The 25,022-nt window shown below is 74.3% G+C and carries 27 protein-coding genes and 1 pseudogene; 17 read left to right on the top strand and 11 right to left on the bottom strand.

The features are described 5' to 3' along the window. Positions 1-110 precede the first annotated feature (110 nt). Both ACFV0O_RS30640 and ACFV0O_RS30635 read right to left on the bottom strand, forming a co-directional pair. Positions 111-389 carry a helix-turn-helix transcriptional regulator gene (locus tag ACFV0O_RS30640; protein ID WP_360266421.1) on the bottom strand — a complete coding sequence of 93 codons (279 nt, stop codon included), beginning with the start codon at positions 387-389 and terminating at the stop codon, positions 111-113. A gap of 71 nt (positions 390-460) precedes the next feature. After that, a complete protein-coding gene (locus ACFV0O_RS30635; protein ID WP_380346946.1) occupies positions 461-940 on the bottom strand; it encodes a hypothetical protein in 480 nt (159 codons plus the stop codon). Positions 941-1,152: 212 nt separating this feature from the next. On the opposite strand from ACFV0O_RS30635, the gene map reads away from it, so the two are divergent. The 6 genes from map to ACFV0O_RS30605 all read left to right on the top strand — a co-directional run bounded on the left by map (position 1,153) and on the right by ACFV0O_RS30605 (position 7,942). After that, on the top strand, positions 1,153-1,920 hold the full coding sequence (gene map, locus ACFV0O_RS30630) for a type I methionyl aminopeptidase (protein WP_360266415.1): 768 nt from the start codon (positions 1,153-1,155) through the stop codon (positions 1,918-1,920). 97 nt (positions 1,921-2,017) lie between these two features. After that, positions 2,018-2,713, top strand: a complete 696-nt coding sequence (locus tag ACFV0O_RS30625; protein WP_380346945.1) for an HAD family hydrolase — start codon at positions 2,018-2,020, stop codon at positions 2,711-2,713. A gap of 62 nt (positions 2,714-2,775) precedes the next feature. Further along, complete coding sequence (locus ACFV0O_RS30620; RefSeq protein ID WP_360266410.1) at positions 2,776-3,201, top strand: acyl-CoA thioesterase; 426 nt, start codon at positions 2,776-2,778, stop codon at positions 3,199-3,201. Positions 3,202-3,362: 161 nt separating this feature from the next. Continuing rightward, the gene (locus ACFV0O_RS30615; protein ID WP_380346944.1) at positions 3,363-4,949 is read left to right on the top strand and encodes an alpha/beta hydrolase; all 1,587 of its coding nucleotides are present in this window, start codon (positions 3,363-3,365) and stop codon (positions 4,947-4,949) included. 236 nt (positions 4,950-5,185) lie between these two features. Continuing rightward, complete coding sequence (locus ACFV0O_RS30610; protein WP_380346943.1) at positions 5,186-7,540, top strand: transglycosylase domain-containing protein; 2,355 nt, start codon at positions 5,186-5,188, stop codon at positions 7,538-7,540. Positions 7,541-7,645: 105 nt separating this feature from the next. Further along, positions 7,646-7,942: a hypothetical protein gene (locus ACFV0O_RS30605; RefSeq protein WP_380346941.1), complete on the top strand. Its 297-nt coding sequence runs from the start codon at positions 7,646-7,648 to the stop codon at positions 7,940-7,942. A gap of 96 nt (positions 7,943-8,038) precedes the next feature. On the opposite strand, the gene ACFV0O_RS30600 is transcribed toward ACFV0O_RS30605, so the two are convergent. Together ACFV0O_RS30600 and ACFV0O_RS30595 are read right to left on the bottom strand one after the other, a co-directional pair. Continuing rightward, the gene (locus tag ACFV0O_RS30600) at positions 8,039-8,638 is read right to left on the bottom strand and encodes a hypothetical protein (protein ID WP_360266399.1); all 600 of its coding nucleotides are present in this window, start codon (positions 8,636-8,638) and stop codon (positions 8,039-8,041) included. Positions 8,639-8,657: 19 nt separating this feature from the next. Beyond that, positions 8,658-9,203, bottom strand: a complete 546-nt coding sequence (locus tag ACFV0O_RS30595; RefSeq protein WP_380346939.1) for an RBBP9/YdeN family alpha/beta hydrolase — start codon at positions 9,201-9,203, stop codon at positions 8,658-8,660. A gap of 266 nt (positions 9,204-9,469) precedes the next feature. On the opposite strand from ACFV0O_RS30595, the gene ACFV0O_RS30590 reads away from it, so the two are divergent. After that, positions 9,470-10,036 carry a DJ-1/PfpI family protein gene (locus ACFV0O_RS30590; RefSeq protein ID WP_380346938.1) on the top strand — a complete coding sequence of 189 codons (567 nt, stop codon included), beginning with the start codon at positions 9,470-9,472 and terminating at the stop codon, positions 10,034-10,036. A 389-nt stretch (positions 10,037-10,425) separates the two neighbouring features. Then, the gene (locus tag ACFV0O_RS30585; RefSeq protein WP_380346936.1) at positions 10,426-11,676 is read left to right on the top strand and encodes an MFS transporter; all 1,251 of its coding nucleotides are present in this window, start codon (positions 10,426-10,428) and stop codon (positions 11,674-11,676) included. Between the two features lie 14 nt (positions 11,677-11,690). Here the strand turns inward: ACFV0O_RS30585 and ACFV0O_RS30580 are convergent, their stop codons facing one another. Continuing rightward, complete coding sequence (locus ACFV0O_RS30580) at positions 11,691-11,924, bottom strand: hypothetical protein (RefSeq protein WP_380346962.1); 234 nt, start codon at positions 11,922-11,924, stop codon at positions 11,691-11,693. Here ACFV0O_RS30580 and ACFV0O_RS30575 point away from each other — a divergent pair. Together ACFV0O_RS30575 and ACFV0O_RS30570 are read left to right on the top strand one after the other, a co-directional pair. Continuing rightward, a pseudogene (locus ACFV0O_RS30575) lies at positions 11,880-12,721 on the top strand (serine hydrolase domain-containing protein). The gene ACFV0O_RS30580 and the pseudogene ACFV0O_RS30575 sit on opposite strands and share 45 nt — an antisense overlap. 57 nt (positions 12,722-12,778) lie before the next feature. Further along, on the top strand, positions 12,779-13,306 hold the full coding sequence (locus ACFV0O_RS30570; RefSeq protein WP_380346935.1) for a gamma carbonic anhydrase family protein: 528 nt from the start codon (positions 12,779-12,781) through the stop codon (positions 13,304-13,306). A 90-nt stretch (positions 13,307-13,396) separates the two neighbouring features. On the opposite strand, the gene ACFV0O_RS30565 is transcribed toward ACFV0O_RS30570, so the two are convergent. Continuing rightward, positions 13,397-14,605: an MFS transporter gene (locus tag ACFV0O_RS30565; protein WP_380346934.1), complete on the bottom strand. Its 1,209-nt coding sequence runs from the start codon at positions 14,603-14,605 to the stop codon at positions 13,397-13,399. A gap of 152 nt (positions 14,606-14,757) precedes the next feature. Here ACFV0O_RS30565 and ACFV0O_RS30560 point away from each other — a divergent pair, with 152 nt between their 5' ends. The 4 genes from ACFV0O_RS30560 to ACFV0O_RS30545 all read left to right on the top strand — a co-directional run bounded on the left by ACFV0O_RS30560 (position 14,758) and on the right by ACFV0O_RS30545 (position 16,733). Beyond that, entirely contained in the window at positions 14,758-14,997 is a 240-nt protein-coding gene (locus ACFV0O_RS30560) for a DUF2277 domain-containing protein (protein WP_360255648.1), read from the top strand. 73 nt (positions 14,998-15,070) lie between these two features. Then, positions 15,071-15,307: a DUF6296 family protein gene (locus tag ACFV0O_RS30555; RefSeq protein ID WP_360255646.1), complete on the top strand. Its 237-nt coding sequence runs from the start codon at positions 15,071-15,073 to the stop codon at positions 15,305-15,307. Between the two features lie 161 nt (positions 15,308-15,468). After that, positions 15,469-15,753 (top strand): DUF427 domain-containing protein, encoded by a 285-nt coding sequence (locus ACFV0O_RS30550; protein WP_380346933.1) that lies wholly within the window; start codon positions 15,469-15,471, stop codon positions 15,751-15,753. Positions 15,754-15,782: 29 nt separating this feature from the next. Further along, positions 15,783-16,733, top strand: coding sequence for a hypothetical protein (locus tag ACFV0O_RS30545; RefSeq protein ID WP_380346931.1), 951 nt, complete (start codon positions 15,783-15,785; stop codon positions 16,731-16,733). Positions 16,734-16,761: 28 nt separating this feature from the next. Here ACFV0O_RS30545 and ACFV0O_RS30540 read toward each other — a convergent pair whose 3' ends face one another. The 5 genes from ACFV0O_RS30540 to ACFV0O_RS30520 all read right to left on the bottom strand — a co-directional run bounded on the left by ACFV0O_RS30540 (position 16,762) and on the right by ACFV0O_RS30520 (position 20,902). Then, positions 16,762-17,100: a hypothetical protein gene (locus ACFV0O_RS30540; RefSeq protein ID WP_380346929.1), complete on the bottom strand. Its 339-nt coding sequence runs from the start codon at positions 17,098-17,100 to the stop codon at positions 16,762-16,764. A gap of 103 nt (positions 17,101-17,203) precedes the next feature. Next, a complete protein-coding gene (locus ACFV0O_RS30535) occupies positions 17,204-17,368 on the bottom strand; it encodes a hypothetical protein (RefSeq protein WP_380346927.1) in 165 nt (54 codons plus the stop codon). Between the two features lie 158 nt (positions 17,369-17,526). Then, complete coding sequence (locus ACFV0O_RS30530; protein WP_380346926.1) at positions 17,527-18,738, bottom strand: cytochrome P450; 1,212 nt, start codon at positions 18,736-18,738, stop codon at positions 17,527-17,529. 156 nt (positions 18,739-18,894) lie between these two features. After that, positions 18,895-19,113: a ferredoxin gene (locus ACFV0O_RS30525; RefSeq protein WP_380346925.1), complete on the bottom strand. Its 219-nt coding sequence runs from the start codon at positions 19,111-19,113 to the stop codon at positions 18,895-18,897. A 214-nt stretch (positions 19,114-19,327) separates the two neighbouring features. Then, complete coding sequence (locus ACFV0O_RS30520) at positions 19,328-20,902, bottom strand: ATP-dependent DNA ligase (RefSeq protein ID WP_380346923.1); 1,575 nt, start codon at positions 20,900-20,902, stop codon at positions 19,328-19,330. Between the two features lie 647 nt (positions 20,903-21,549). On the opposite strand from ACFV0O_RS30520, the gene ACFV0O_RS30515 reads away from it, so the two are divergent. From ACFV0O_RS30515 to ACFV0O_RS30505, 3 genes are all read left to right on the top strand, one after another. Continuing rightward, entirely contained in the window at positions 21,550-22,029 is a 480-nt protein-coding gene (locus tag ACFV0O_RS30515; protein ID WP_360255630.1) for a GNAT family N-acetyltransferase, read from the top strand. Between the two features lie 116 nt (positions 22,030-22,145). Continuing rightward, positions 22,146-23,129 carry a CAP domain-containing protein gene (locus tag ACFV0O_RS30510; RefSeq protein ID WP_380346921.1) on the top strand — a complete coding sequence of 328 codons (984 nt, stop codon included), beginning with the start codon at positions 22,146-22,148 and terminating at the stop codon, positions 23,127-23,129. Between the two features lie 247 nt (positions 23,130-23,376). Next, a complete protein-coding gene (locus ACFV0O_RS30505; RefSeq protein ID WP_380346920.1) occupies positions 23,377-24,954 on the top strand; it encodes a sigma-70 family RNA polymerase sigma factor in 1,578 nt (525 codons plus the stop codon). The last annotated feature ends 68 nt before the right edge of the window (positions 24,955-25,022 follow it).

The following is a 25,022-nucleotide window of genomic DNA, read 5'->3' as shown; positions in this document are numbered from 1 at the left end:
TGTCGTGATCCCTGTGTGGTGGGGCTGCCGCGCCCCCACCCTTCGAGACGTCGGGGGGGGGCCCCCGCCCCCCCCGCCGCCCGCCGGGGGGGGGGGGGCCCCTCGCCCGTTCACGCCGTGAGCGCCGCGCCGTGCTCGCCGTCCTCGGACGGTGCGCAGGCGGAGGCGAGTTCGTCGAGGGACAGGCCGAGCGCGAAGGCCAGCGCCGCGATGGTGAAGAAGGACGGCGTCGGGGCGCGGCCCGTCTCGATCTTGCGCAGCGTCTCGGCGGAGACGCCGGCCACCGCCGCCACCTCGACCATGCTGCGCCCGCCACGCGCCTCGCGCAGCAGCGCTCCGAAGCGCTCCCCGCGCTCGCGCTCCCACGGGGTCAGCGGAGTCCTCACCATGGCGTCGAGCATAGTCCCGCACGGGCCCGCCCCGCAGTGCGGGCCCGTGCCGGGGTTCGTCCCGGACGCGCCTAGAGCGCGGGCCAGCTCGGGAGGTCGGCCGGGCCGCCCGGCCGCGCGGGGTTCAGGGCGAGGCAGAGGATGACGATGCTGCTCCGGCGCTCCTCGCTGTAGGAGCCGAAGACCTCGTCCGGCTCCGTGTCACAGGCGTGCTTGGCCTCGCCGTCGTGGACGACCTTGGTGACCTTGTAGTCCGCGGTGGGCTTGGAGCAGTCGACGAGCTCCATCTTCGGCTTGGTCCCGTTGCCGAGGTCGTGCACGCAGCTGCCGACCTGTGCCGCCTCCGGCTCGGACTTGCTCATCTGGCCGGCGACGAGCAGACCGGCGCTGATCAACGCGACCAGGAGGAGCGGTCCGCCCACCCGGCGGAGGTTGCGGCGCAGCCGCGAGGGCTGGTCCGGGGCGGGGACTCCGGCGCCCCAGGGCTCCTGGGTGGCCGGCTGGGCGGGCTGGGGGGTCTCGTCGACGGGGGCGGTCGGCGGGGTCGTCACGTGGGTTCCTCATGGTCAGATCATCGGATTGCGCCGCCGAACACTAGCGGATCACGGACCGTCCCGGCGCCAGGTATTCCCAGGCAGGCGGCCTGCGGCTGTCGCGGTGCCCCCGTCGTGGGCTCTCCCGCGGTGCGGCCGGGTGGCCGTCGCCCGCGATCGACCGTGATACAAATACCGGTATAAGAATTGGATCCAGGGGAGTGGTCACCATGGTCGAACTCAAGTCGGACGCCGCCCTCGAAGCGATGCGCGAAGCAGGGCGGGTGGTGGCGGACGCGCTCGCCGCCGTGCGGGAGGCGGCGGCGGTCGGCGTCAGCCTGACCGAGCTGGACGAGGTCGCGCGGGGCGTGCTGGACGCGGCCGGAGCGAGCTCGCCGTTCCTCGGCTACCGCCCGTCGTTCGCGCCGGTCCCGTTCCCCGCCGTCATCTGCGCCTCCGTGAACGACGCCGTCGTGCACGGCATCCCGAACGGCTACCGGCTGCGCGACGGCGACCTGGTCAGCATCGACTGCGGCGCGGTGCTGGACGGCTGGGCCGGTGACGCCGCCGTGAGCTTCACCGTCGGCACCGCCCGTCCCGAGGACACCGCACTGATCGACGCCAACCAGCGCGCCCTGGACGCCGGCATCGCCGCCGCCGTGGTCGGCAACCGGATCGGGGACATCTCCCACGCCATCGCCCGCGTCGTCCGCGCCGGACGCTACGGGACACCGGAGGGCTTCGGCGGGCACGGCATCGGCCGCCGGATGCACGAGGACCCGCACCTGCCCAACGTCGGCCGCCCGGGCCGGGGTTACCCGCTGCGCCCCGGCCTGGTGCTGGCCATCGAACCGATGCTCATCGCCGGAGGCAGGGACGACTACGACACCGACCCGGACGGCTGGACCCTGCGCACCACGGACGGCTCGCGCGCCACCCACATCGAACACACCGTCGCCGTCACCGAGGACGGCCCGCGCATCCTCACCCTCCGCTGAGCCCGCTGTACGGCCGTGGCCCCTCGCCCGCCGTGCGGCCGTCCCCCGTCGTACAGCAGTTCCCCCGCCGGGGGATCGCGCGGTTAGGCTCGACGCCATGACCAAAGGCGTGATGTTCGATTTCTCCGGAACGCTCTTCCGAGTCGTCTCCACCGCCGAGTGGCTCGCGGCCTTCACCGCGGCCGCCGGCCCTGGCCTGTCCGCCCCGGAACAGGCCGAACTGGTGGCCCGACTGGAGGAGTTCGGCGCACTGCCCGGGGGCGTCCCGCCGCACCGGATCCCGCCGGAGGTCCAGGAGGCCTGGGACACCCGGGACCTGACCCCCGAGCTGCACCGCAGCGCGTACACCGCGCTGACCCGCGCCGCCGCGCCACCCGCCGGCCTCGACGTGGACGCCCTGTACGAGAGCCATCTGGCGCCCGCGAGTTGGCGCCCGTACCCGGACACCGCCCCCGTGCTGCACGAGCTGCGCCGGCGGGGCGTCCCGGTCGCCGTGGTGAGCAACATCGGCTGGGACCTGCGTCCGGTCTTCCGCGCCCACGGGCTGGACGAACTGGTCGACAGCTACGTCCTCTCCTACGAGGTGGGCGCCCAGAAGCCGGACCCGGCGATCTTCGAGACCGCCTGCGCCCGGCTCGGGCTGGCCCCGGCCGACGTGCTGATGGTCGGCGACGACCGGACCTGCGACGGCGGCGCGACGGTGCTCGGCTGCGCCTTCCACCCGGTCGAGCACCTGCCCGTCGACCGGCGCCCGGACGCCCTGCTGCAGGTGCTGGCGACGCTGACCGGGTGACCGGGGCCGGGGTGACGGAGGACACGAGGTGGCGACCCGCCGCCCGGAGTAGCGTGCGGGACATGACCGATCAGGACTTCACCACCCGCATCACCGTCCGCGGGTACGAGACCGACACCCAGGGGCACCTCAACCAGGCGGTGTACCTCCAGTACGCCGAGCACGCCCGCTGGGAGTACCTGCAGGCGGCCGGGATCCGCCAGGCCGACCTGGTCGCCAAGGGCGTCGGCCCGGTCGTCCTGGAGACCACGATCAAGTACCTGCGGGAACTGCGCGCGGGTGACCCGGTGGACGTGAGCTGCTCGTTCGCCTGGCGGGACGGCAAGACCTTCCAGGTGGTGCAGCGGCTGGTCCGCGGGGACGGCGTGCTGGCCGCCGAGATCACCGGCGTCGGCGGCATCCTCGACCTGGCCGAGCGCAAGCTGGTCGCCGACCCGCGCGAACCGCTGCGCGCCCTCGCCTCCGACCCGGCCCTGCTCGGTCTCTGACGCCCCCTCCGGAGCGCACGGCACCACCCCCCTCACCCCGACCGACCGCAGGAGGCCGCACCCGGTTGCGGCCTCCACCCGGCGGCCGGGGGATTTCCCCACCCCCGACCGGCCTGCTTGCCGGATGGGTCCGGGCGCCCGGTCCCAGCAGACTCTTGGGCATGCCGAAGAACACGCCGAACACGCCGAGCCCGAAGAACACGCCGAGCTCGAAGAACGCGAAGAACACCAGGAGTTCGAAGAGCTCGAAGGGCACGGTCACCGTCACGGCGGCCGCCGCCGCGGCCGCCGCCCTGGCCGTCACCGGGCTGACCGCCCTGCCCGCCGCCGCCGACGCCCGGAACACCGGGAAGGGCCGCCCCGCCTGGACCACCTGCCAGGGCCAGGTCGACCCGCGTCAGCAGTGCGCCACCGTCACCGTCCCCCTGGACTACCGCGATCCGCACGGCGAGCAGATCACCCTCGCGGTGTCCCGCATCCCCGCCGCCCGACCGGATCTGCGCCACGGCGTCCTGCTGACCGTCCCCGGAGGGCCGGGCGGCTCCGGCCTGAACGTCCCGACCAACGCGGCCAAGCGCCTCCCGCAGTCCGTCCTGGACCGCTTCGACCTGGTCGGCTTCGACCCGCGCGGAGTCGGCCGCTCCACCCCGGTCAGCTGCGGCCTGGACCGCGCCGACCTCTCGATGGTCAAACTGCACTCCTGGCCCGCCGCCGACGGATCGATCGACGGGAACGTCGCCTACGCGCGCCGGGTCGCCGAGACCTGCGCCCGCGACGGCGGCCCGGTGCTGCGCAGCATCTCGACCGCGAACGAGGCCCGTGACATCGACAGCATCCGCGCGGCCCTCGGCGAGCGCCGGATCTCCGCCTGGGGCACCTCGTACGGCACCTACGCGGGCGCCGTCTACGCCACCATGTTCCCCCAGCGGACCGACCGGATCGTGCTGGACAGCAACGACGACCCGGACCCGACCCGGGTGGAGCGCGGCTGGCTCGCCGCCTACGGCCAGGGCGCCGAGGACCGCTTCCCGGACTTCGCCAAGTGGGCCGCCTCGCCCGACAACCCGGACCGGGTCGCGGACACCCCCGAGGAGGTCCGCCCGCTCTTCCTGGACCTCGCCGCCCGCCTGGACCGGGAGCCGCTGCCCTGGCCCGGCGCCGATCCGGCCGAGCTGAACGGCAACGTGCTGCGCGAGGCCATGCTGCAGAGCCTGTACGCGGACGCCAAGTTCCCGGGCCTGGCCCGGCTGATGCTGGCCGGCCTCGGCCGCCGTCCGCTGCCCGCGCCGGCCCCCCTGCCCGAGCAGGCGGTGCAGGCGGTGCAGAACTCGATCGCCGTCTCGGTCGGCACCCTGTGCAACGACGTCAGCTGGCCCACCGATCCGGCCGCGTACGTCAAGGACGTCGCGGCCGAGCGCGCCGCCCGTCCGCTCACCGCCGGCATGCCGACGAACGTGACGCCCTGCGCCTTCTGGCCGTTCGCGCCCGCCGAGTCGCCGGTGAAGGTGACCGACCGCGGCCCGGCGAACGTCCTGCTGGCCCAGAACCTGCGTGACCCGGCGACCCCGTACCGCGGCGCGCTCAAGCTGCGCGCCGCGCTGGGGGACCGGGCCCGGATGGTCACGGTGGACTCCGGCGGCCACGATGTGTACGTGGCGAACGGGAACGCCTGCGGTGACGCGGTGGTGACGGACTACCTGGTGAGCGGCCGCCGTCCGGCCGGGGACGTCTTCTGCCCGGCGGGGTGAGCGGGGGCCGGTCGAACACCCGGCACCGGAAGGCCGGGTGCGGGCCGGGGAGTTGCCGGGTGCGGCCGAGCTGCGCGGACGGGGCGCAGGGCCAACGGGCCGTGGACGAACGGTCCTTGTTCCTGCGTGCACGTCCGTTCGACTCTCGCGAATGAGTCGAAGCTGTCGCGATTTTGTGACAATCCTTCGCCGACACCCCGCCCACAAGGCGTCTTCACGGCCTTAATGTTCGAACTATGTCACCGAAGAGCCGCCGTCGCATACCCACCCAGGACCCGGGCGACACCTGGGTCCCGCGCCCGAGGCGCCGTGAGACCCCGCTCGGATTCCTGGGCCACGCGGCCACCTTCCTCGGTGCCAGCGTCCTCGGCGGCGTGCTGCTGGCCGGCCTGGTCCTCCCGGCGGCCGGCGCGGTGGGACTCGGGGCGAAGAACGGCGCCGAGGGCTTCCAGAACATCCCCGACGACTTCAAGACCCCGCCGCTCACCCAGGCCACCCAGATCTTCGACGCCAACGGGGGCCTGATCGCCAAGGTCTACGAGCGCGACCGGACCGTCCTCACCGCCGACCAGATGTCCCCGCTGATCCGCCAGGCGCAGGTGGACATCGAGGACGCCCGCTTCTACGAGCACGGCGCGGTCGACCTCAAGGGCGTCCTGCGGGCCGTCACCAAGAACGCCGAGAGCGGCGCCACCGTCCAGGGCGCCTCCACGCTGACCCAGCAGTACGTGAAGAACGTCAACGTGGAGAAGGCCGGGGACGATCCGGAGGCGGTGCGCGAGGCGCAGCGCAAGACGCTCGGCCGCAAGATCCAGGAACTCCGGTACGCCATCAAGCTGGAGGAGGACCTGTCCAAGGACCAGATCCTCACCAACTACCTGAACATCACCTTCTACGGCCACCAGGCGTACGGCATCCAGGCCGCCGCGCAGCGCTACTTCAGCAAGGACGCGAAGGACCTGACCCTGCCCGAGGCGGCGATGCTCGCCGGGCTGGTGCAGAACCCGTCCCAGTACGACCCGAAGCTGCACCCGGTGGCTGCGCAGCGGCGCCGTGACACCGTCATCGACAAGATGGTGGAGAACAAGCACGTCACGGCGGACCAGGCCAAGGAGGCCAAGGCCGCGCCGCTGGGCCTGAACTACAAGGACCCGCAGAACGGTTGCATCACCGCCCAGGCCGGGATGGGCTTCTTCTGCGACTACGTGCGCCACGTGGTCAAGCAGGACCCGGCGTACGGCAAGAGCGCGGCCGAGCGCAAGACGCTGTGGGACACCGGCGGTCTGAACATCTACACCACGCTGGACCCGCAGAAGCAGGCCGCCGCCCAGAACGCCGTCTCCACCAAGGTGTACGTCACCGACCCGGTCTCGGCCGCGATGACGATGGTCGAGCCCGGTACGGGCAAGATCCTGGCGATGGCGCAGACCCGCCCGTACGGCCTGGCCAAGGAGAAGAACGAGACGGTCGTCAACTACAACGTGGACGCGGCGATGGGCGGCGGCGTCGGTTTCCAGCCCGGCTCCAACTTCAAGCCGATCGTGGCCGCCGCGGCCCTGGAGGCCGGCCTGTCGTCGACCCAGCGGTACGACGCGCCGAACCGGATGGACTGGCCGACGATGAAGACCTGCGACGGCACCTGGAAGAACCTCAGCAAGGGCAAGAAGGAGGGGACGATCCCCAACGAGTCCGAGTCCGAGAAGGGCCCGTACGAGCTCAAGCAGGCCATGGCGCTGTCGGTGAACACCTACTTCGTGCAGATGGAGCAGGAGATCGGGCTCTGCGCGGTCAAGCAGATGGCCAACAAGCTGGGCGTGGCGGGCAAGGCGGACGGCTCGCCGCTGCAGGAGGTGCCCGCCCTCGGCCTCGGCACCCAGGAGGTCAGCCCGCTGACCATGGCCAACGTCTACGCGACCTTCGCCGCCCGGGGCAGCTACTGCGCACCGATGGCGATCAACCGGATCACCACGGTCGACGGCAAGGACGTGCCGGTGCCGGGCGCGCAGTGCAGCCAGGCGATGTCCGAGGACACCGCCGACGTGATCAACAGCGTGCTGCTCGGGGTGACCGAGAAGGGCGGCACCGCGCGCGACCTCGGCCTGGACGACGGTCGCCAGATCGCCGGCAAGACGGGCACCACGGACGAGAAGAAGTCGGCCTGGTTCACCGGTTACACGGGCAACCTGGCGGGCTCGGTCTGGCTGGGCAGCCCGGGCACCAAGGTGCCGATGCGCAACATCCGGATCGGCGGCAAGTACCAGGCCGAGGTGTTCGGGGCGACCGGACCGGGGCCGATCTGGCAGAAGGCGATGAGCGACGCGGTCCGGAGCATGCCGGAGAAGGAGTTCACCACCGTCTACATCCCGGACCCGCCCAAGCGCGACCCCAACTGCCCCACCGCCGGCGGCTCGGCGGGTTCGGCCAGCTGCACCGGCGCCCCCGCCACGGGCAGCCCGGGGAACAACGGCAACCAGGGCAACAACGGGAACAACGGCAACAACGGGAACAACGGGAACCAGGGCAAGCCGCGCGGCACCGGCCCGACCGGCCGCTCCGCGCCGTCCACCCCGGCGGACCCCGAGGGCCAGTAGCCGAGACCCGGCCGCTCCGACCGGCGGCCGGGCCCGCTCCCGACCGGCCCCGCATGAGTACCCGTACTCATGCGGGGCCGCGCCGCGTCGGCGGACGATGGCGCCATGCCGCACAGCATCCTCGGCGTCCCCGCCGTCCTCTGCCCCTCGGCCGGCTACCTGGCCGGCTACCTGGTGGTCGGCCTGGCTGCCGCCCGTGAGTCGCGCGCCGGGACGGGCGCCACCGCCGCCGTGGCGCAGTGGACGGCGGTGATCTGGACGACGCCGGGCTTCCTGCTCGCGATGACCCTCAACCCGTACCCGGACGGCACCGCCGCCCGCTTCCTCTCCGCGACCGCGCTGGGCGCGGCCGGCAACGCCGTGCTGCTGGTGCTCGCCGCCCACGCCCTGGGGCTGGGGTGACCCGAGCCGGTCACCGCGGTCGCCGCGGTCACCGCGTGCGCCCCGGTCACCGCGTGCGCCCCGGTCGGCACGGTCGTCCCGGCAGTCCCGACCGGCCTATCTCGCCTCGACCGGCTCGCCGCTGTCCTGGTCGAGGTTGAACACCCGCCGGTAGGAGTCGGTCACCACGGTGATCTGTTCCCGACCGGTCCAACTCGCCTCCACCAGCCGGGCGTCGTCCGGGCCCCCGCCGATGTCGGCCAGCGCCCAGCGCCGCGCCTCCCAGCCGTCGCCGGACTCCAGGAGCACCTGCCAGTGCTCGCCCGGCGTCGGCCCGGCGGGGTACGAGCGGTGCACCACCACCAGCGCCCGCTCCGCCCCCGCAGGGGCGGCCTCCCGGCTGCGGGTCTCGGCCGCCGACACCTTGTGCGCGGCCAGCGCGCCGAGTAGGAACACCACCCCGGCGGTGACCGTGACCGACCGGGTGGCCGTCCGCAGGGCGGCGGCCCGCAGGTCGCCCAGCCAGGCGGCCGCGATCAGCGCGGTCAGCGCCGCGCCGAGCAGCAGTTCGGGCCGGTTGAGCAGGTCGGCGACCAGCATCCGGCCGCCCGAGCGGCTCTCCCACTGCCCCTCGGTGTACAGCAGTACGGCGGCCACCCCGCCGGCCGCCAACAGCCGGACCAGGACGCGCCTGGTCCGGGACGTCCGCTTGTCCATCGTCCCCCCGTTCACGGTGTCAGAGTTCGGCGAGCAGCTCGCGGCCCTCCGGCCAGTCGCCCAGTCCGGAGTCGGAGTTGAGGTGCCCGTACGCGCCCGGCTCGACGTACCGGGCGCCCCAGGCCTCGGCGAACGCGCGGGCCCGCCCGGGGGACACCCACGGGTCGTCGGTGGAGGAGACCACCACGGCCGGGAAGGGGAAGGGCTCCAGCGCCACCGGCCGGAAGCCGACCAGTTCCGGCACCTCCGCGGTGTCGATGTCGGCGGGGGCGACCAGCAGCGCGCCCCGGACGGCCGCGGTCCGCGCGGCGGGCGCGGTGGCCACCCAGCGGGCCGCCGTCACGCAGCCGAGGCTGTGGGCGACCAGCACCACCGGGCCCGCGGCGGCGGCCTCCGCGACCGCCGCGTCCACCCGGGCGACCCAGTCCGCCTGCTCCGGGTGGTCCCAGTCCGCCTGCTCGACCCGGCGGAACGTCTCCGAGGCGGCCTCCCAGCGGGTCTGCCAGTGCTCGGGGCCCGAGTTCCCGTAGCCGGGAAGGACGAGGTAGGTGGTGCGGTCCGGCATGGGTTCCTCCGGAGAAGGCGGTGGCGTGCGGGTCGTGGGCAGCAGGAGTCTAGGACCCGGGGCGCGGGGTGCCGAAGCCGGGCGGGTCACCCGGCGCGCACTCCCCGCAACCGGCGCGCGAGCCTCCGTATGCGCCGCCGTACGCCCGGTGCGCCCCGTTGCCAACGACGTGACGGGTGCGCAATTTTTGGACCGGGCCCGGAAGGGCGCCACTGTCGGTGCCCCGTACGGAAACTGAGGCCCGATCACATGGAGGGATGTCGACGATGACACCGAAGATCCTGCTCGTCACCGGGGACGCCGCCGAATCACTGGAGGTGTTCTACCCCTACCAGCGGCTGCGCGAGGAGGGCTACCAGGTCGACATCGCGGCCCCGACCAAGAAGCGCCTGCAGTTCGTGGTGCACGACTTCGTCGAGGGCTACGACACGTACACCGAGAAGCCCGGCTACACCTGGCCCGCCGACATCGCCCTCGCCGACGTCGACCCGGCCGACTACGCGGCCCTGGTCATCCCCGGCGGCCGCGCCCCCGAGTACCTGCGCAACGACCCGGACGTGCAGCGGATCGCGCGGCACTTCTTCACCGGGGACAAGCCCGTCGCGCAGATCTGCCACGGCCCGCTGATCACCGCCGCCGCCGGGGTCCTGGACGGCCGCCGCACCTCGGCCTACCCGGCGCTGGCCCCGGACATCAAGGCCGCGGGCGGCGAGTTCGTCGAGGGCGAGGCCGTCGTCGACGGCCTGGTCGTCTCGGCGCGCGCCTGGCCCGACCACCCGGCGTGGCTGCGGGCCTTCATCGAGGTCCTGCGCAAGCACGCCCCGGTCGCCTGACCCGTCCCGCCCGCCTGACCCGTCCCACCCGGCGGACCGCTCGCGCGCCCGACCGGCGCCGCCCGTCCCGGAGCCGTACCCCGAACCGTCTCGGGGTACGGCTCCGGGGTCGTTCCGGGTCGGACACCGTCCTGTGGAGCGACGGCGGCCGCCCGAATGTCTGAGGCGGCGTCAGAAACACGGTTCCGAAGCCTGGTTGACCGATCCCGCACCCCGGACAGGGAGGCGGGCATCACCGCCGCCCCGACCGCCGTCGGGACCGCTCCGACACCCGGGCGCCGCCGCCCTGCGCTGCGCACCGCCGTCGTCGCCGCCGGCTGCGGCGACGCCCACGGCCGGATCTTGGTGCTTCTTCCGCTGGATCAGCGACCGCTGTTAGCGTGCCATCCATGATCAAGGGCAACTTAGCGGGTCGAATAGGCCGGATGGCGGGGGACAGTAGGCCGGAGCGCGTGCTGGTCGCCGCCAGTTTCGTCAACCGAGTCGGCAACGGTCTGTTCAACGCGGCGTCAGCGCTCTACTTCACCTTGGTCGTGGGCCTGCCTGCGGTGCAGGTCGGTGCCGCGCTCACCATCGCCGGAGTGATCGGTCTGTGCGCGGGGATACCGGGCGGGCATCTCGCAGATCGGCGAGGGGCTCGCACGATCATGATGTCGGCCCTCGCGGTCCAGGCCGTATCGATGGCGGCCCTCGTCCTCGTCGAGAGCTGGGCCGCGCTCACGATCATCGCGACGGTCGACCAGATCGCCGCAGCTGCTGGTGGGGCGGCGTGGGGCGCGCTGGTGGTCCGGGTCGGGGGTGAGCGCCCGGCCCGGTTCCGTGCCAAGCTGCGCACGTTCGTCAACCTGGGCGTCATCCTGGGAACGGTGGGTGCGGGGCTGGCGCTGGCCGCGAACACCCGCGGCGCCTATGTCACGCTGATCCTCGGCAACGCGGCGAGCTTCGCCCTGTGTGCGGTGCTTCTGCTCCTGCTGCCCCGCTATCCGGTACTGGCAGCACCACCGCAACAGCGGCGCTGGCCCGTCCTCGCGGATCGTCCCTTCCTCGCGTTCACCGCCCTCTACGGGGCCATGGGACTGCAGTACCCGGTGGTCTCACTACTCCTGCCGATCTGGATCTCCCAGCACACCGAGGCGCCGCGCTGGACGGTGGCCGCGCTGTTCGCCGTCAACTCCCTGTTCTGTGTGCTGATGCAGACCAGGATCGGGTCGCGTATCGAGACCCCGCACGATGGCGGCCTGGCGTTTCGCACGGCGGGGCTGCTCTTCCTCGTCAGCTGCCCGATGATGGCACTGGCGGCGCACACCCCTGTCTGGGCGGCGGCGGGACTGGTCCTGGCCGCGATCTTCGTCCACAGTCTGGGAGAGGTTTGGGAGTCATCGGCGGCCTTCGCCCTGGGCTTCGGTCTTGCCCCCGACCACGCACAGGGCCAGTACCAAGGTGTCTTCGGTCTCGGCTTCAGCACGGGCCAGGCTCTCGCCCCCGCGATCCTCACCACGGTGGTACTCGGCCTCGGCACGACAGGCTGGCTGCTGCTGGCGGTGTTCTTCGCGGCACTGGGCGCTGTCGGTCCGTCTCTTGCCCGCTGGGGCATGCGGACCCGGCCGCAACCAGGTGGTGCTGCGGAAGTGACGGGATGACCGCGAGTCAGGTGTCAGAAGCCTTCTGCCTCGCCGTCCTCGACCGGCTCCGGCCCGTCCGGCCCGCGCAGCGGGCGTAGGGCGCCGACGGACGGCCCACCGGCGGTGAAGTTGTGGTCGTACAGCGTCTGGCGCCGTTCCGTGTACCTCCTGACCACCGACGGGTCCTCCACGACCGGCTGGAGTGCCGGCTGCCGGGCATCGTGCCGAACAGCACCGCGGTCGCCGTCCGGCAGCTGCTCGACCACACCAGCGGCGTCGCCGACTGCACCCAGGACCCGGCCTTCGACCACCGCCGCCCGGAGTGGCTCTCCGGCGGCCGCTACCGGCACTACGCCCTCCGGGACCTGGTCGACATCGCCCACCGGTACCCGTCGGCCTTCCCGCCCGGCATCGACTGGCAGTACTCCAACCCCGACCACGTCCTGGTCGGCATGATCATCGAGAAGCTCACCGGCCGCAGCCGGAACGAGGAGGCGACCCGCAGGATCATCCGCCGCTCGGCCTCACCGGCACCTCGATGCCCGGCGACTCGCCCGTCGTCCCCGGCCCCCACGCCCACGGCTACGACAAGGCGGACACCGGCCCGGCCGACGTCACCCTGCTCAACCCCTCCATGGTGGGGTCGTCCGGCGCCGGCATCTCCACCACCGCCGACCTGGCCACCCTCCTTGCGGCCCTGTTCGGCGGACGCCTGCTGCGCCCGGCCGAACTCGCCGCCATGGAGCAGACCACCACCCACGGCGACGGCCGGTCCTACGGTCTCGGCCTGCAGCGGGTCGACACCCCTGCGGCACCCTCTGGGGCCCACTCCGGCGGTTTCCCCGGCTACGTCACGATGGTGGTCGGATCGGCGGCCGGCAGGCGGCAGTACGCCGGGAGCACCACCATCGACGACACGCCGGACCCGGCCGCCGCCGTCGCCGCCTGGGACGAGGTGACCACGACCGCGCTGTGCGGACCCCAGCCCGCCGCCCCCGCACCCACCTCCGCCCCCGTGCCCGCCCCCGCACCCCTGCCCGACCTCGCCCGCACGCTGTGGTGACCGACCCCCTACGCTGACCGGCGACACCACGGCCCACCGTCACCAGGAGGACGAGACATGGCAGAGCCGCTGATCGCCGCAGTCGGGGGCAAGGCGCCCGCCGTCGACCCGGACGCCTTCGTCGCGCCGAACGCCGTCGTGATCGGGGACGTGACGGTCGGCGCGGGCGCGAGCATCTGGTACGGCGCGGTGCTGCGCGGCGACGCCGAGTCGATCAGCGTCGGCGCGGGGAGCAACATCCAGGACAACTGCACCCTGCACGCCGACCCCGGCTTCCCCCTGGTGGTCGGCGAGCGGATCTCGGTCGGCCACAACGCGGTGCTGCACGGTTGCGCGGTCGAGGACGACGTCCTGGTGGGCATGAACGCCACGGTGCTGAACGGCGCCCGGATCGGCACCGGCTCGCTGGTCGCGGCCGGCGCGGTCGTCCCGCAGGGCATGGTGGTCCCGCCCGGCTCGCTGGTCGCGGGCGTCCCGGCGAAGGTCCGTCGGGAGCTGAGCGAGGAGGAGCGGAGCGGCATCGAGGCCAACGGCGAGGGCTACCGGCTGCTCGCCGACGCCCACCGGGACATCGAGAGGCGGTAGCTCCCGGTCCTCGACAGCTCCGGCCCTCGGTAGCTCCCGGTCCTCGGACCCCGGCCGTCCGGGCGGACGACGGAGGGTCGACCACGGACCCTAGACCCCGGTCACCGCGGCAGGGGCCGGCGCAGGGGCGGCCGGCTCCGCGGCCACAGATGCGGGCCGCCGGCGGTCGGCCGCCCAGGCGAGCACCGCGACCAGCGCGCCCGAGGCGGCCAGGCCCGCGCCCACCAGGGTCGGCGAGGTCCAGCCGAGTCCGGCGTCCAGCGCCAGCCCGCCGAAGTAGGCGCCCTGGGCGTTGGCCAGGTTGAAGGCGCCCTGCACGGTCGCGGAGGCCAGCGTCGGCGCGCTGCGGGCCTTCTGCAGCACCAGGGTCTGCACCGCCGGCACGATCGCGAAGCCGAACAGCCCGATCAGCACCACCGTCACGGCCGCCGGCCACCGGGCGTGGGCGGTCACCGCGAACAGCGCCAGGGTGGCGGAGAGCAGCACGAAGGCCGCGCAGACGGTCGGCCGCAGGGCCCGGTCGGCGGCGAACCCGCCGAGCACGTTGCCGATCGTCATCCCGACCCCGAACAGCGCCAGCACCAGGGTGACCGAGCCGGTGGCGTACCCGGAGACCTCGGTGAGCAGCGGCGCGATGTAGCTGTAGCAGGCGAAGAAGCCGCCGCAGCCGAACACCACCGTGGCCAGGGCCAGCCACAGCTGCCCGCTGCGGAAGGCCCGCAGCTCGTGCCGCAGCCCGGACTGGGCGGGGGCGGGCAGCTCGGGCACCAGCCGGGCGATGGCGAGCGTCCCGGCGGCGGCGATCAGCACGACCACCAGCATGGTCGCCCGCCAGCCCAGGTGCTGCCCGAGCAGGGTCGCGGCCGGGACACCGACGATGTTGGCGACGGTCAGCCCGGAGAACATCACGGCCACCGCCCGGGCCCGCCGGTCGGGCGCGACCAGCTCGGCCGCGGCGACCGCGCCCGCCCCGAAGAAGGCACCGTGCGGCAGCCCGGTGACCAGTCGCGCGGCGGCCAGCGTCCAGAAGTCCGGTGCCAGCGCGCACAGCAGGTTGCCGGTCGCGAACAGCCCGGCCAGTGCCACCAGGACCGCCTTGCGGGGCCGCCCGGAGGCCGCCACCGTGAGCAGCGGCGCGCCGATCACGACGCCCAGCGCGTACGCGGAGATCAGCCAGCCCGCCTGCGGGATGGAGACGTGGAGGTCGTCGGCGACCTGGGGGAGCAGCCCCATGGCGGCGAACTCGGTGGTGCCGATGGCGAACGCGGTGACGGCCAGCGCGAGCAGCGCGAGAGGCAAGGCGGTGACTCCGGGGTGATGCCGACGACCGGGGAGCGCGCGGCGGACGAATTCGTTCGCCCGGCATCCTAATCCTGCCGGATGACGCCCCCGTGAGGAGTGCGTGACGATAGGGGGTCGCCAGTACGGCCCGCGCGCGCGAGACTGGGGGCATGTGCCGCAACATCAAGACGCTGCGACCGCCCGTGACGCCCGACGCCGACGAGGACGACTTCCGGGCCGCCGCGCTGCAGTACGTCCGCAAGGTGTCCGGGTTCCGCGCCCCGGCGGCGCACAACCGGGAGGCCTTCGACCGGGCCGTGGACGCGGTGGCGGAGGCCACCGCCCGGCTGCTCGGCGAGCTGGAGGTCCGCGGCTCGCACGCCCGGGCCGCCGAGGCCGCAGCCGGGTGACGGGCCCGGTGCGGCCCGCAGCGGACGCCGACGGCGGCCCGCGACACCCGCCGACAGGGAGCAGGAACCGGTGATGAACCCCGCCCAGCGTTATGCCCTCACCTTTCCCGGCAACCCCGGTACCCAGGCCCCGCAGGACGTCGTCGTGGTCACCCGCACCAGCGCGACCGGCCCGGGCGGCCACCCGGTGTACGAGGACGACAGCGGCATCGTCCGCGCCGAGATCAGTGACTCCGGCGAGGTCCGGATGCTCGCCAGCGGCGGCCACCAGAGCCCGCACCTGCCGGTCCACGCCCACCCGCTGCCCTGACCGCCCGCTGCCCTGGCCGCCCTCCGTCCCGCCCGCCCGCTGCGCCGCCCGCCCGCTGCGCCGACCCGGCGCCGGCCCGACCGCCCGACCGCCCGGTTTCCCGGTTTCCCGATTCCCCGGACCGCCGGTCGGGGTGATCGTCCGTGGGGCACAATCACCGCATGACCACAGCGAGTTGGCAGGGCGTCGTGATCGCCGAGAGCGCGGACACCGTCGTCGTCGAGGGCAACCACTACTTCCCGGCCGAATCGGTCCGCACCGAGTACCTGCGGCCCTCCGGGACCACCACGGTGTGCGGCTGGAAGGGCACCGCCGGCTACTGGACCGTCGAGGTGGACGGGCGGACCAACCCCGACGCGGCCTGGTTCTACACCGACCCGAAGCCGGAGGCGGAGCACGTGCGCGGCCGGGTGGCGTTCTGGCGCGGCGTGCAGATCACCGCGTAGCGCCCGGCCCGGGCGGGTACGTGATCCGCATGGCAGTCTTCCGCAGACCGCGGCGCTCGCCGCCGACCCCCGAGCCGGACCTGGGCGAACAGCTCGCCGAACTGGTCGAGGAGGCCGAGCAGCCCGTCGACGAGGGGCCGGCCGCCGCGTACGAGGCCGGGCAGCGCGGGCGCGGCCGGGCCGTGGTCGCGCACACCGCCCGGCTGCTCGGCAGCGGCGGCCGGGCCGCCAAGGGCGCGGCCAGGGGCGCCGCGTACGGCGGCCGGGCCCTCACCGAGCAGCTGGTGCGGGCCGCGCCGCGGATCCCGGTGCGCGACCTGGCCGCCCTGCGGGCGCAGCACCCGGGCGCGGGCTTCCCGGAGCAGCTGGCCGACCTGCTGGTCACCGGCGCCGTCCGGGCCTCCGGCGCGCTCGGCGCGGGCGTCGGTGCGGCGGCGATGATGCCGGTGCCGCCCGCGATGCCGGTCGAGATCGCAGCCGAGACGATCGCGGTGGCGGCCGTGGAGATCAAGCTGATCGCCGAGCTGCACGAGGTCTACGGCGTCCCGGCGCAGGGCACCGTGACCCAGCGCGCCGGCGCCTACCTGGGCGCGTGGGCCAACCGTCGCGGGATCGACGCGACGCTGCTGGTGCGCCCGGCGGGCTTCGCCGCGCTGGCGATCGGCGCGGAGGTGCGCCAGCAGGTGCGCCGCCGACTGACCCGCAGCTCGCTGCGCCACCTGCCCTCGGTGACCCCGCTGCTGGTCGGCGCGGGCATCGGCGCCACCATGAACCGCCGCGAGACCCGCCGGCTCGCCGACGAGATCCGGGCGGACCTGCGCGAGCGCCGGCCGGCGAGCTGGACCTACTGGACCACGGCCGCGCCGGTGGTGAAGGGCGAGACGGTGGGGAAGCGGGGAACGGTGGTGAAGGGCGAGTCGACGGGGAAGGGCGGAACGGCGGTGGCGGACGGGGCGGTGCCGGAGGACGAGGCCCCGTAGGACCGGCTGCCCCGGCACCGCCCGGAGCCTAGGTCGTCAGCGGCGGCGGGGCGCTGGCACCCCTGCCCGTTTTCACGCCGTTCACCATCGCCTGGTGGATGGCCCGCGCGGTGATCTCGTCGGGGGCCGGCACCGGACTGCCGGACACCGTGTACCAGTCCAGCGCGCCGGTGTACTGGACGGTCAGCCGCGCCTCGCCGTCCACCCAGGTGGTGTGCACGGTGAGGTCGCCGGAGATCGGGCCGACCTCGGCGGTGGTGACACCGCCGGGGCCGCTGATGATGGATTGGGTGGTCCAGGTCGCCCACGACGCGCGCGGGTCTGCGGGCGGTCGGGCCTGCCGATGGCCTTGGTCGTGTTCGGTCATGCGCCTATCCTCCCCCGCCGGTGATTCGCCACCAGGGCAGCGACACCTGCGGTCGCGGCGACCGCCCGGTCCCACCGGGCGGTCGAGTCGGTACGGTGGACGGTCAGTCGAGCCGGCCGGGTGCGTCCGGCACGGTGTCGCCCTCCGCCTGCGAGGTGTCCTGTGCGTGCAGGTTCTGCATCGAGGTGATGCCCTCCTCGGGGTCCGCGGCGCGGATGTCCTCGTCGCGGTCGGTGCTCACCTCGGACCGTTCGCTCATGTCGGTCATCGCGGGCTCCGTCTCCTCGGCCGGTCCGGCGGGCCGGGCGGCGGGTGCGGCCGGGCCGGGTGTCTCTTCGCCCTTCCAGCCTGCCTCCGCCCCGTCGCCGGGGCCAGCCGGGTGAGCGGAGTCCCGCGTTCCGGCGGCCGGATCCGGACCTGGTGACGTCACCAGGTCACGGGCAGTGACCGCATGCCGTAGATGAACGAGTCCGTGCGGAAGGCCGGCGTGCCGGGCGGGCCGGCCGGCCGCAGTCCGGGCAGCCGCCGGAACAGGGTGGCCAGGGCGATCTGCAGCTCGGCACGGGCCAGCGGCTGGCCCAGGCACTGGTGCACGCCGAAGCCGAAGGCCATGTGCCGCCGGGCGTCCCGGTCCAGGTCCAGTTCGTCGACCTGCCCGGGCCCGCTGCCGCCGAACACCGTCCCGTCCCGGTTGGCGGTGGAGATCATCGCGATCACGCCCTCGCCGGCCCTGACCGTCGTGCCGCCCAGCTCGACGTCCTCCAGGGCCACCCGGGGCAGGCCGGAGTGCACGATGGTGAGGTGGCGCAGCAACTCCTCCACCGCGCCGGGCACCGCGGCCGGGTCGGCCAGCCTGGCGGCCTGTTCGGGCCGGTCCAGGAGCAGGGCGGTGGAGAGCGAGATCATGTTCGCGGTGGTCTCGTGGCCGGCGATCAGCAGCAGGATGCCGGTGCCCGCGGCGTCGCGCGGGGTGAGGTCGTCCCGGGCGGCGAGTCGGCTGAGGATGTCGTCCTCCGGCTGCTCCCGTTTGCGGGCCGCCAGTTCGCTCAGGTAGTCGAGCATCTCGTCCTGGGCCGCGGAGAGCTGCTCCGGGGTACTGGTGTTGTTGAGCAGGGTCCGGCTGACACCCTGGAAGAACTCCCGGTCCTCGTACGGGACGCCGAGCAGCAGGCAGATCACCAGGGAGGGGACCGGCAGGGCGAAGTCGGGGACCAGGTCGGCCTCGGTCCGGCCCTCGGTCATCCGGTCCAGGGCGTCGTCGACGATCCGCTGGACGGCCGGGCGCATCGCCTCGACCCGCTTGACCAGGAAGTCCCCGGTGACCATCCGTCGCAGCCGGGCGTGCTCGGGGTCGTCGAGGCGCAGGAAGCTCGGGTTCTCGGTGATCAGCTTCCGGATGCCGGGGACCAGGAGCGGGAAGTTCGGGTGGCGGGCGTCCGCGCTGAACCGGCGGTCGGACAGGACGGTGCGGACCTCGGCGTAGCCGGTGGCCAGCCAGCAGGACTCGCCCCCGGGCAGGTCGGCGCGGGTGAGGGGTCCGGCGCCGGCGGCCTCGGTGTAGGCGGGCGGCGGGCCGAACGGGCAGGCGGCGGAGTGCGGGGCGGGAATCGGGACGGCGGTGGTGGGCGTGCTCGTCAAGGTGGGGGTCTCCTTGCGTCGCGGTGTTCTCCGGTGGGGGTGGGGTGCCGGGCGGTCCACCGGCTGCGCGGCGGTCCGTCGGAGACGGTGCGGTGACGGCGGTGAAAGCGGCCCGTCGGTGGTGGTCCGTCGGTGGTGGTCCCGCGGTGGGGGGCGTCAGCCGTCGATCTCGGCGGGCTCGTCCTCGGTGACGGTGATCGCGCCGCCCGGGCAGAGCTGGGCGGCCAGTCGCAGATCGGCGAACTGTGAGGGCAGGAAGGTGGTCTGACGGAGTCTCACCAGGCTGTCCTCGTCGTCCTGGTCGAACACCTCGGGAACGTTCATGACGCACATCCCGGAGCTGCAGCAGCGGTCCCGGTCGACGCTCACCCGCATGGTCGGGCACCTCTCGCCAGTGCGCCGCCGGCTGCCCGGCGGCTGCCTCTCGTTGTCATTGCCAACCTAACCGCCGCTGTTCCGTCCACGGAGGGTGCGGTGCGGGATCGTCGAGAATGGCCGATTCGGTCCCTGTCCCGGCGCCCGGGCGCCGCCGCAGGTTTGAATTGACGTCACCCCGACAAGCGGTGGCCGGGCCGTCCCGGACACGGGATCAGGAGGACAGCCCCTCGGCGGCGGCGATCTCCCGCACGGTCGCGACGGTGTCGGCCTCGGCGGCTGCCTTGTCCGGCCGGTAGCGCACCACCCGGGCGAACCGCAGGGCGAGCCCCGCCGGGTAGCGGGAGCTGCGCTGCAGACCGTCGAAGGCGATCTCGACCACCAGTTCCGGACGGACCCGCACCGTCCAGGCGTCCCGCTCGGTCTCCCGGGCCAGCAGTTCGGTGGTCTGCCGGGCCAGAGTCTCGTCGGTCAGGCCCTTGAAGGTCTTGCCCAGCATCACCCACGGGCCGAGCCCCGGCTCACCCGCCGCCCGGGCACCCAGGTGCAGGTTGCTGAGGAACCCGCGCCGCCGCCCGCTGCCCCACTCGGCGGCCAGCACGACCAGGTCCAGGGTGTGTCGGGGCTTCACCTTGATCCAGCCGATCCCGCGCCGCCCGGCCGCGTACGGGGCCGCCGGGTCCTTCACCAGGACGCCCTCGTGGCCGAGGGCCAGCGTGTCGCGGAAGAAGGCCAGCGCCCGCCCGGGATCCCCGGTCTCGGTGCGCGCCACCCGCAGATCCGGCGGCGCCGACCCGGCCAGCGCAGCCCAGCGCTCCCGGCCCGGACGATCCACCAGGTCCTCGCCGTCCCGGTGCAGCAGGTCGAAGAAGTGGACGCTGAGCGGGACTTCGGCGCGCAGCCGCTCCGTGTCCCGCCGGGCGGCGGCGCGCGCCGCGGTCTCCTGGAACGGGCGCGGCCGCCCGTCGGGACCGAGCGCGATCGCCTCGCCGTCCAGCACTACCGAGCGCAGCGGCAGCGCGAGCGCGGCCTGCACCACCTCGGGGACGCGCGCGGTGATGTCGTCCAGGCTCCGGGTGAACACGGCGACCTCGTCGCCGTCCCGGTGCACCTGCACCCGGATACCGTCCAGCTTCCACTCCAGCGCGGCCGGGCCGGTGCGCTCCAGTGCCGAGGCCACGTCCGGTGCGGAGGCGGCCAACATCGGGCGCACCGGTCGTCCGACCTCCAGCCGGAACGCCGCCAGGGCGTCCGCCCCACCGGTCAGTGCGGCCTGCGCCACCGCGCGCGCCGAGCCCCGGAACATCAGCGCCCGCCGCACAGCCGAGGCCGGGACCCCTGCCGCCTGCGCCACGGCGTCCCCGACCACCGCGTCCAACGCCCCCTGTCGCAGGTCCCCGACCAGCACTGCCCGCAGGAAGCCCTGCTCCGCCCCGGTCGCCCGGGCGAACAGCCCGTGCAACAGCCGGCGCCGCTCCGCCTGCGCCCCGGCCCCGTGCACCCCCGCGATCCGCTCCAGCTCCCGCTCCACCTCCCGCACCCCGAGCGACGCCTCGCCGGTCGGCGCCGGCAGCCCCCGCAGCGCCGCGGGCCCGACCCCCGTCCGCAGCCGCTGCGACTCCCCGGACAGCAACGCCACCGCCGCCGGCGCCTCCACCGGCCCCGCCTCGCCCAGGTACCCGGCCAGCAGACCCGTCTTCGCCCGCCGCCCCGGCTCCGCCGCCACCGCCCGCGACACCTCCGCCAACCGCAGCAACCCCGCCACACCACCACCTCCTTCCTCCAGCATCGGCGCCCCCGGCGGCCCGCGCCTCAGCAGCGCCGCGGGAGGGCGCTCCGGTGTGGCGACGAGCGGGGTGTGACGGGCCGGACGGCGGTCGGAGCGGGGCCGGACCGGGGCCGGAGCCGTCCGAAGCGGGGTCGGAGTGGGGTCGAAGCGAGCGTTCCGGCGGGCTCCGCCGCCGCGTTTCCCGAGGCGACCGACGCACGGGGTGCGCGCGGTGGCGGCCCGGGGCTGGTCCGCACCCGCGTGACGTCGGCACGGACGCACGCTGCCGGGCGTTCACCCGGGCCTCCACCGCGAGCTCTGTCCCCCTCGGCCTCACCACGCCCGGGGCCCGCTGGGCACGGTCCGGGGCCGGGCCGGGGTCGGCGGTCTGCCGTCCAGCGGAGTGCCCACGACGTCCGGGTGACGCCGGAGAGCACCCGGCCGCCGGGCACCGGGCATCGGGCGAGTGCCCCGTGCCGCGATACCTGGCGGCGGAGGCACCCCCGGGCGGACGGATCCGGTGTCGGCGCGGGTCCGGTGCCGCTCGGTTTCCAAGCGCCGGAGTGGAGCGGGCGGCCGTCGGTCTTGGCCGGGGTGGTGATCGGATCCGGGCCGACGGGACGTCATGCTGGGCACGCCCGTCGAGCCGTGACCCCGAGGAGACCGAGATGAGCAGCACCCCCGCCGACCGCTGGAGCGTCGGCGCGCCCGAGGCCGACGACTTCGCCGCCTGGCGCGAACTCTTCCGCGGGTACTGCGACTTCTACCGGGTGCCGTGCCCGGAGGAGAAGGCTGCGCTGGTGTGGTCCTGGCTCACCGACGAGGACCACGAGCTGTCGGGGCTGCTGGTGCGGGACGGCGACGGGCGGCCGGTCGGGCTCGCCCACTACCGGCCGTTCGCCAGGCCCCTGCACGGGGCCGTCGGCTGCTTCCTGGACGACCTCTTCGTCGCGCCGGACGTGCGGGGCGGCGGCGCCGTGGACCTGCTGCTGGCCGGGTTGCGGGAGATCGCCGCCGAGCGAGGCTGGAACACCGTCCGCTGGATCACCTCGGAGACCAACTACCGGGCGCGTGGAAAGTACGACCGGGTCGCCACCCGGACGCAGTTCCTGACCTACGACATGGCCCCGGACGCCCCGGTGCGCTGACGCGGCGACCGGGCCGCCGGACATTCGTTCGGACTTTCTGTTATCGGCGCGTCGCCGGGGGGTCTCCCAGGTGTCGGCACCCGACCAGCCGACCCGGAAACAGGAAGCGTGACCACGTGAACAGCGACGACAGGACGACCATCCTCCCGGCCACCGGCGGCGACGGCGGCGCGGATGGCGCCCACGGCCGGTCCGGTGGCCGGGCCGCGCGGCGGGCCGCCGACCGGCACGCGGGCCAGGGCCGCCGGGGTCGCCGGCGCGGTGGGTTCGTGCCGGTCACCGCGGTGGTCGCGGCCGTGGCCGGGACCGGGCTGATCGCCGCGCTGGCGGGCGCCGGGTACGCCGCGTACGGCGGCAAGCAGTCAGACCGGGACACGATGGGCCAGGCGATGGCCGCCGACGCGCTGATCGCCGCCGAGATCGGCACCCACGAGGGCATCCAGGTCCCCGGCGCCGGGGGAGCGAACCCGGCCGCCGCGGTACCGTCGGCCGGCGCGTCCGCGAGCGACCCGGCGGCGACCCCGAGCGCCTCGGCCACCCCGACCCCCACCGCCTCGGCCACCCCGACGGCCACTGCCACCGCCACCCCGACCCCCACCGCGTCCGCCACGCCCGCCAAGGCGACCGCGAGCGAGACCCGGAGCACCGCGGCCGCGGCGACCTCCGCCAAGCGGACCGCCACCGCGCCCGCCACCCCGGTCGGCGGCGGCGCGGCCCCGTCGGACGCCCAGGCGGTCGTGGACCTGGTCAACGCCGAGCGCGCCAAGGCCGGCTGCGGACCGGTCGCGTCCGAACCGCGACTGGCCACGGCGGCCCAGTCGCACAGCGACGACATGGCCAACCGCAACTACTTCGATCACGCGAGCCCCGAGGGTTACCACGCCGACCACCGGATCGAGGCCACCGGCTACCGGTGGAGCACCTGGGGCGAGAACATAGCCCGGGGCCAGAAGGACCCGGCGGCCGTGATGGACGCCTGGATGAACAGCCCCGGCCACCGGGCCAACATCCTGAACTGCGCGTTCAAGCAGCTCGGCGTGGGTGTGCGGACCGGGTCCGGCGGCCCGTGGTGGACCCAGGTCTTCGCCGCCCCGGCCTGACCGACCCCGGCCCGAGCCGCCCCGGCCCCCGTTTCGACCGGAACCGCACCGGCCCGCCTGACCCGACCTGACCCGAACACACCTGACCCGAACAGACCGACCCGAGCAGACCCGTAGCCCGGCCCGATCCGGGCTCCGGGCCGGGCCGATTTTCCGATTCCGCGCACATTGTTGTTATCTGATCACTCCCCACAGGTCTCCGAGGAGGCAGCGGCGGACGGAAACACGGCAAGACGGAGTGCGGACCATGAACGCTGATGTGCAGAACAGGACCGGAAGCACCCTGGTGCTCGCGGCGCAGGCCGGCGACCGGCAGGCCCAGGAGGCGCTGGTCGCCGCCTGGTTGCCGCTCGTCTACAACGTCGCGGGCCGCGCCCTCGGCGGCCACGCGGACGTGGACGACGTCGCGCAGGAGACCATGATCCGGGCGCTGGACGGTCTGGACGGGCTCCGTGACCCGGACTCGTTCCGCTCGTGGCTGGTCGCCATCACCATGAACCAGGTCCGCCGTCGTCACGCCGCCGGTCTGCAGCAGGCCGTCGGCGGGCTGGACGAGACCTGGGAGGTCGCCGACCCCAGGGCCGACTTCACCGACCTCACCATCCTGCGGCTCGGCCTCTCCGGCCAGCGCCGGGAGGTCGCCGAAGCGACCCGCTGGCTCGACCCGGACGACCGCGAACTGCTCGCCCTGTGGTGGCTGGAGGCCGCGGGCGACCTCACCCGCGCCGAACTCGCCGAGTCCCTCGACCTGAGCCCCGCGCACACCGCCGTCCGCGTCCAGCGGATGAAGAAGCAGCTCGAAGCCGGCCGCGTCGTCGTCCGCGCCCTCAGCGCCTACCCCCGCTGCCCCGAACTGACCGAGCTCACCGCCGGTTTCGACGGCACCCCGAACTCGGTCTGGCGCAAGCGCATCGCCCGTCACATCCGCAGCTGCGCCGGCTGCGACGGCCTCGGCCGTGACCTCTTCCCCGCCGAAGGACTGCTGGCCGGCCTCGCCCTGGTGCCGATCCCGCACGGCTCGCCCCTCCTGCTGCACTTCCAGCACACCGCGGCCGCCGCCGCCCAGACCGCCGCCACCGGAGCCGGTTCGGGCGCGGGCCTGGGGAGCGGTTCCGGCGCGCACGCCGGTGCGGGAGGGCACGGCGGCTGGGCCGGCACCGCGGCCCGCAAGGCCGTCCTGGTGAGCGGCGCGGCCGCGGCGGTGGCCGTGACCACCCTCGCGCTGGTCTGGCCGCAACACGGTGAGCCTCCGCTGCCGACCGCCCCGGAGCCGACCGCCCCGGCGGCCGCCCAGGACACCCCGACCGTTGCCGCCGCTCCCGTGGCCGTGGTCCCGACGCCGGTGCCCACACCGACGCCCACGGAGACCCCCACCCCGACGTCGACCCCCACGCCGACCCCGACCCCGACCCGCGTGGTCACCGCCGCACCGGTGCCCAACCAGGAGCGCCAGCTGGTGGACCTGATCAACGCCGAGCGGGCCAAGGCGGGTTGCGCACCCCTGCGGATCGACCCCCGGCTGCACACCGCCGCCCAGAAGCACGCGGACGACATGGCCACCCGCGGTTTCTTCGACCACGTCAACCCGGACGGCGTCCGCGCCGACGCCCGGATCACCGCCGCCGGCTACCGGTGGTCGCAGTGGGGTGAGAACCTCGACCGGGGCACGGCCAGCCCGGCCACGGTCTTCACCCACTGGATGGACGGCGGCATCCACCAGTCGAACATGCTGGACTGCGGCTTCAAGGACATCGGCGTGGGCCTCGCCACCAGCCAGGCCGGCACCCCGTACTGGACCCAGGACCTCGGAGCGCCGATGTCCTGAACGGGCGGGTTCCGTCGCGTGGCGCCTCGGCCTCGCACGGCCCGGAGCGAGCCGACCCGACCTGGACC

Origin of the sequence: Kitasatospora sp. NPDC059577 (assembly GCF_042735475.1) — a bacterium.
In the GTDB taxonomy this organism is placed as follows: Bacteria; Actinomycetota; Actinomycetes; order Streptomycetales; family Streptomycetaceae; genus Kitasatospora.
Note: the sequence above shows the minus strand (reverse complement) of the source record. Positions and strands in the feature narration are given on the sequence as shown.

Coding starts and splice junctions, on each gene's coding strand:
- ACFV0O_RS30640 (WP_360266421.1), bottom strand. CDS start 389: ATGGTGAGGACTCCGCTGACCCCGTGGGAGCGCGAGCGCGGGGAGCGC.
- map (WP_360266415.1), top strand. CDS start 1,153: ATGGTCGAACTCAAGTCGGACGCCGCCCTCGAAGCGATGCGCGAAGCA.
- ACFV0O_RS30625 (WP_380346945.1), top strand. CDS start 2,018: ATGACCAAAGGCGTGATGTTCGATTTCTCCGGAACGCTCTTCCGAGTC.
- ACFV0O_RS30620 (WP_360266410.1), top strand. CDS start 2,776: ATGACCGATCAGGACTTCACCACCCGCATCACCGTCCGCGGGTACGAG.
- ACFV0O_RS30615 (WP_380346944.1), top strand. CDS start 3,363: ATGCCGAAGAACACGCCGAACACGCCGAGCCCGAAGAACACGCCGAGC.
- ACFV0O_RS30610 (WP_380346943.1), top strand. CDS start 5,186: ATGTCACCGAAGAGCCGCCGTCGCATACCCACCCAGGACCCGGGCGAC.
- ACFV0O_RS30605 (WP_380346941.1), top strand. CDS start 7,646: ATGCCGCACAGCATCCTCGGCGTCCCCGCCGTCCTCTGCCCCTCGGCC.
- ACFV0O_RS30600 (WP_360266399.1), bottom strand. CDS start 8,638: ATGGACAAGCGGACGTCCCGGACCAGGCGCGTCCTGGTCCGGCTGTTG.
- ACFV0O_RS30595 (WP_380346939.1), bottom strand. CDS start 9,203: ATGCCGGACCGCACCACCTACCTCGTCCTTCCCGGCTACGGGAACTCG.
- ACFV0O_RS30590 (WP_380346938.1), top strand. CDS start 9,470: ATGACACCGAAGATCCTGCTCGTCACCGGGGACGCCGCCGAATCACTG.
- ACFV0O_RS30585 (WP_380346936.1), top strand. CDS start 10,426: ATGATCAAGGGCAACTTAGCGGGTCGAATAGGCCGGATGGCGGGGGAC.
- ACFV0O_RS30570 (WP_380346935.1), top strand. CDS start 12,779: ATGGCAGAGCCGCTGATCGCCGCAGTCGGGGGCAAGGCGCCCGCCGTC.
- ACFV0O_RS30560 (WP_360255648.1), top strand. CDS start 14,758: ATGTGCCGCAACATCAAGACGCTGCGACCGCCCGTGACGCCCGACGCC.
- ACFV0O_RS30555 (WP_360255646.1), top strand. CDS start 15,071: ATGAACCCCGCCCAGCGTTATGCCCTCACCTTTCCCGGCAACCCCGGT.
- ACFV0O_RS30550 (WP_380346933.1), top strand. CDS start 15,469: ATGACCACAGCGAGTTGGCAGGGCGTCGTGATCGCCGAGAGCGCGGAC.
- ACFV0O_RS30545 (WP_380346931.1), top strand. CDS start 15,783: ATGGCAGTCTTCCGCAGACCGCGGCGCTCGCCGCCGACCCCCGAGCCG.
- ACFV0O_RS30540 (WP_380346929.1), bottom strand. CDS start 17,100: ATGACCGAACACGACCAAGGCCATCGGCAGGCCCGACCGCCCGCAGAC.
- ACFV0O_RS30535 (WP_380346927.1), bottom strand. CDS start 17,368: ATGACCGACATGAGCGAACGGTCCGAGGTGAGCACCGACCGCGACGAG.
- ACFV0O_RS30525 (WP_380346925.1), bottom strand. CDS start 19,113: ATGCGGGTGAGCGTCGACCGGGACCGCTGCTGCAGCTCCGGGATGTGC.
- ACFV0O_RS30520 (WP_380346923.1), bottom strand. CDS start 20,902: ATGCTGGAGGAAGGAGGTGGTGGTGTGGCGGGGTTGCTGCGGTTGGCG.
- ACFV0O_RS30515 (WP_360255630.1), top strand. CDS start 21,550: ATGAGCAGCACCCCCGCCGACCGCTGGAGCGTCGGCGCGCCCGAGGCC.
- ACFV0O_RS30505 (WP_380346920.1), top strand. CDS start 23,377: ATGAACGCTGATGTGCAGAACAGGACCGGAAGCACCCTGGTGCTCGCG.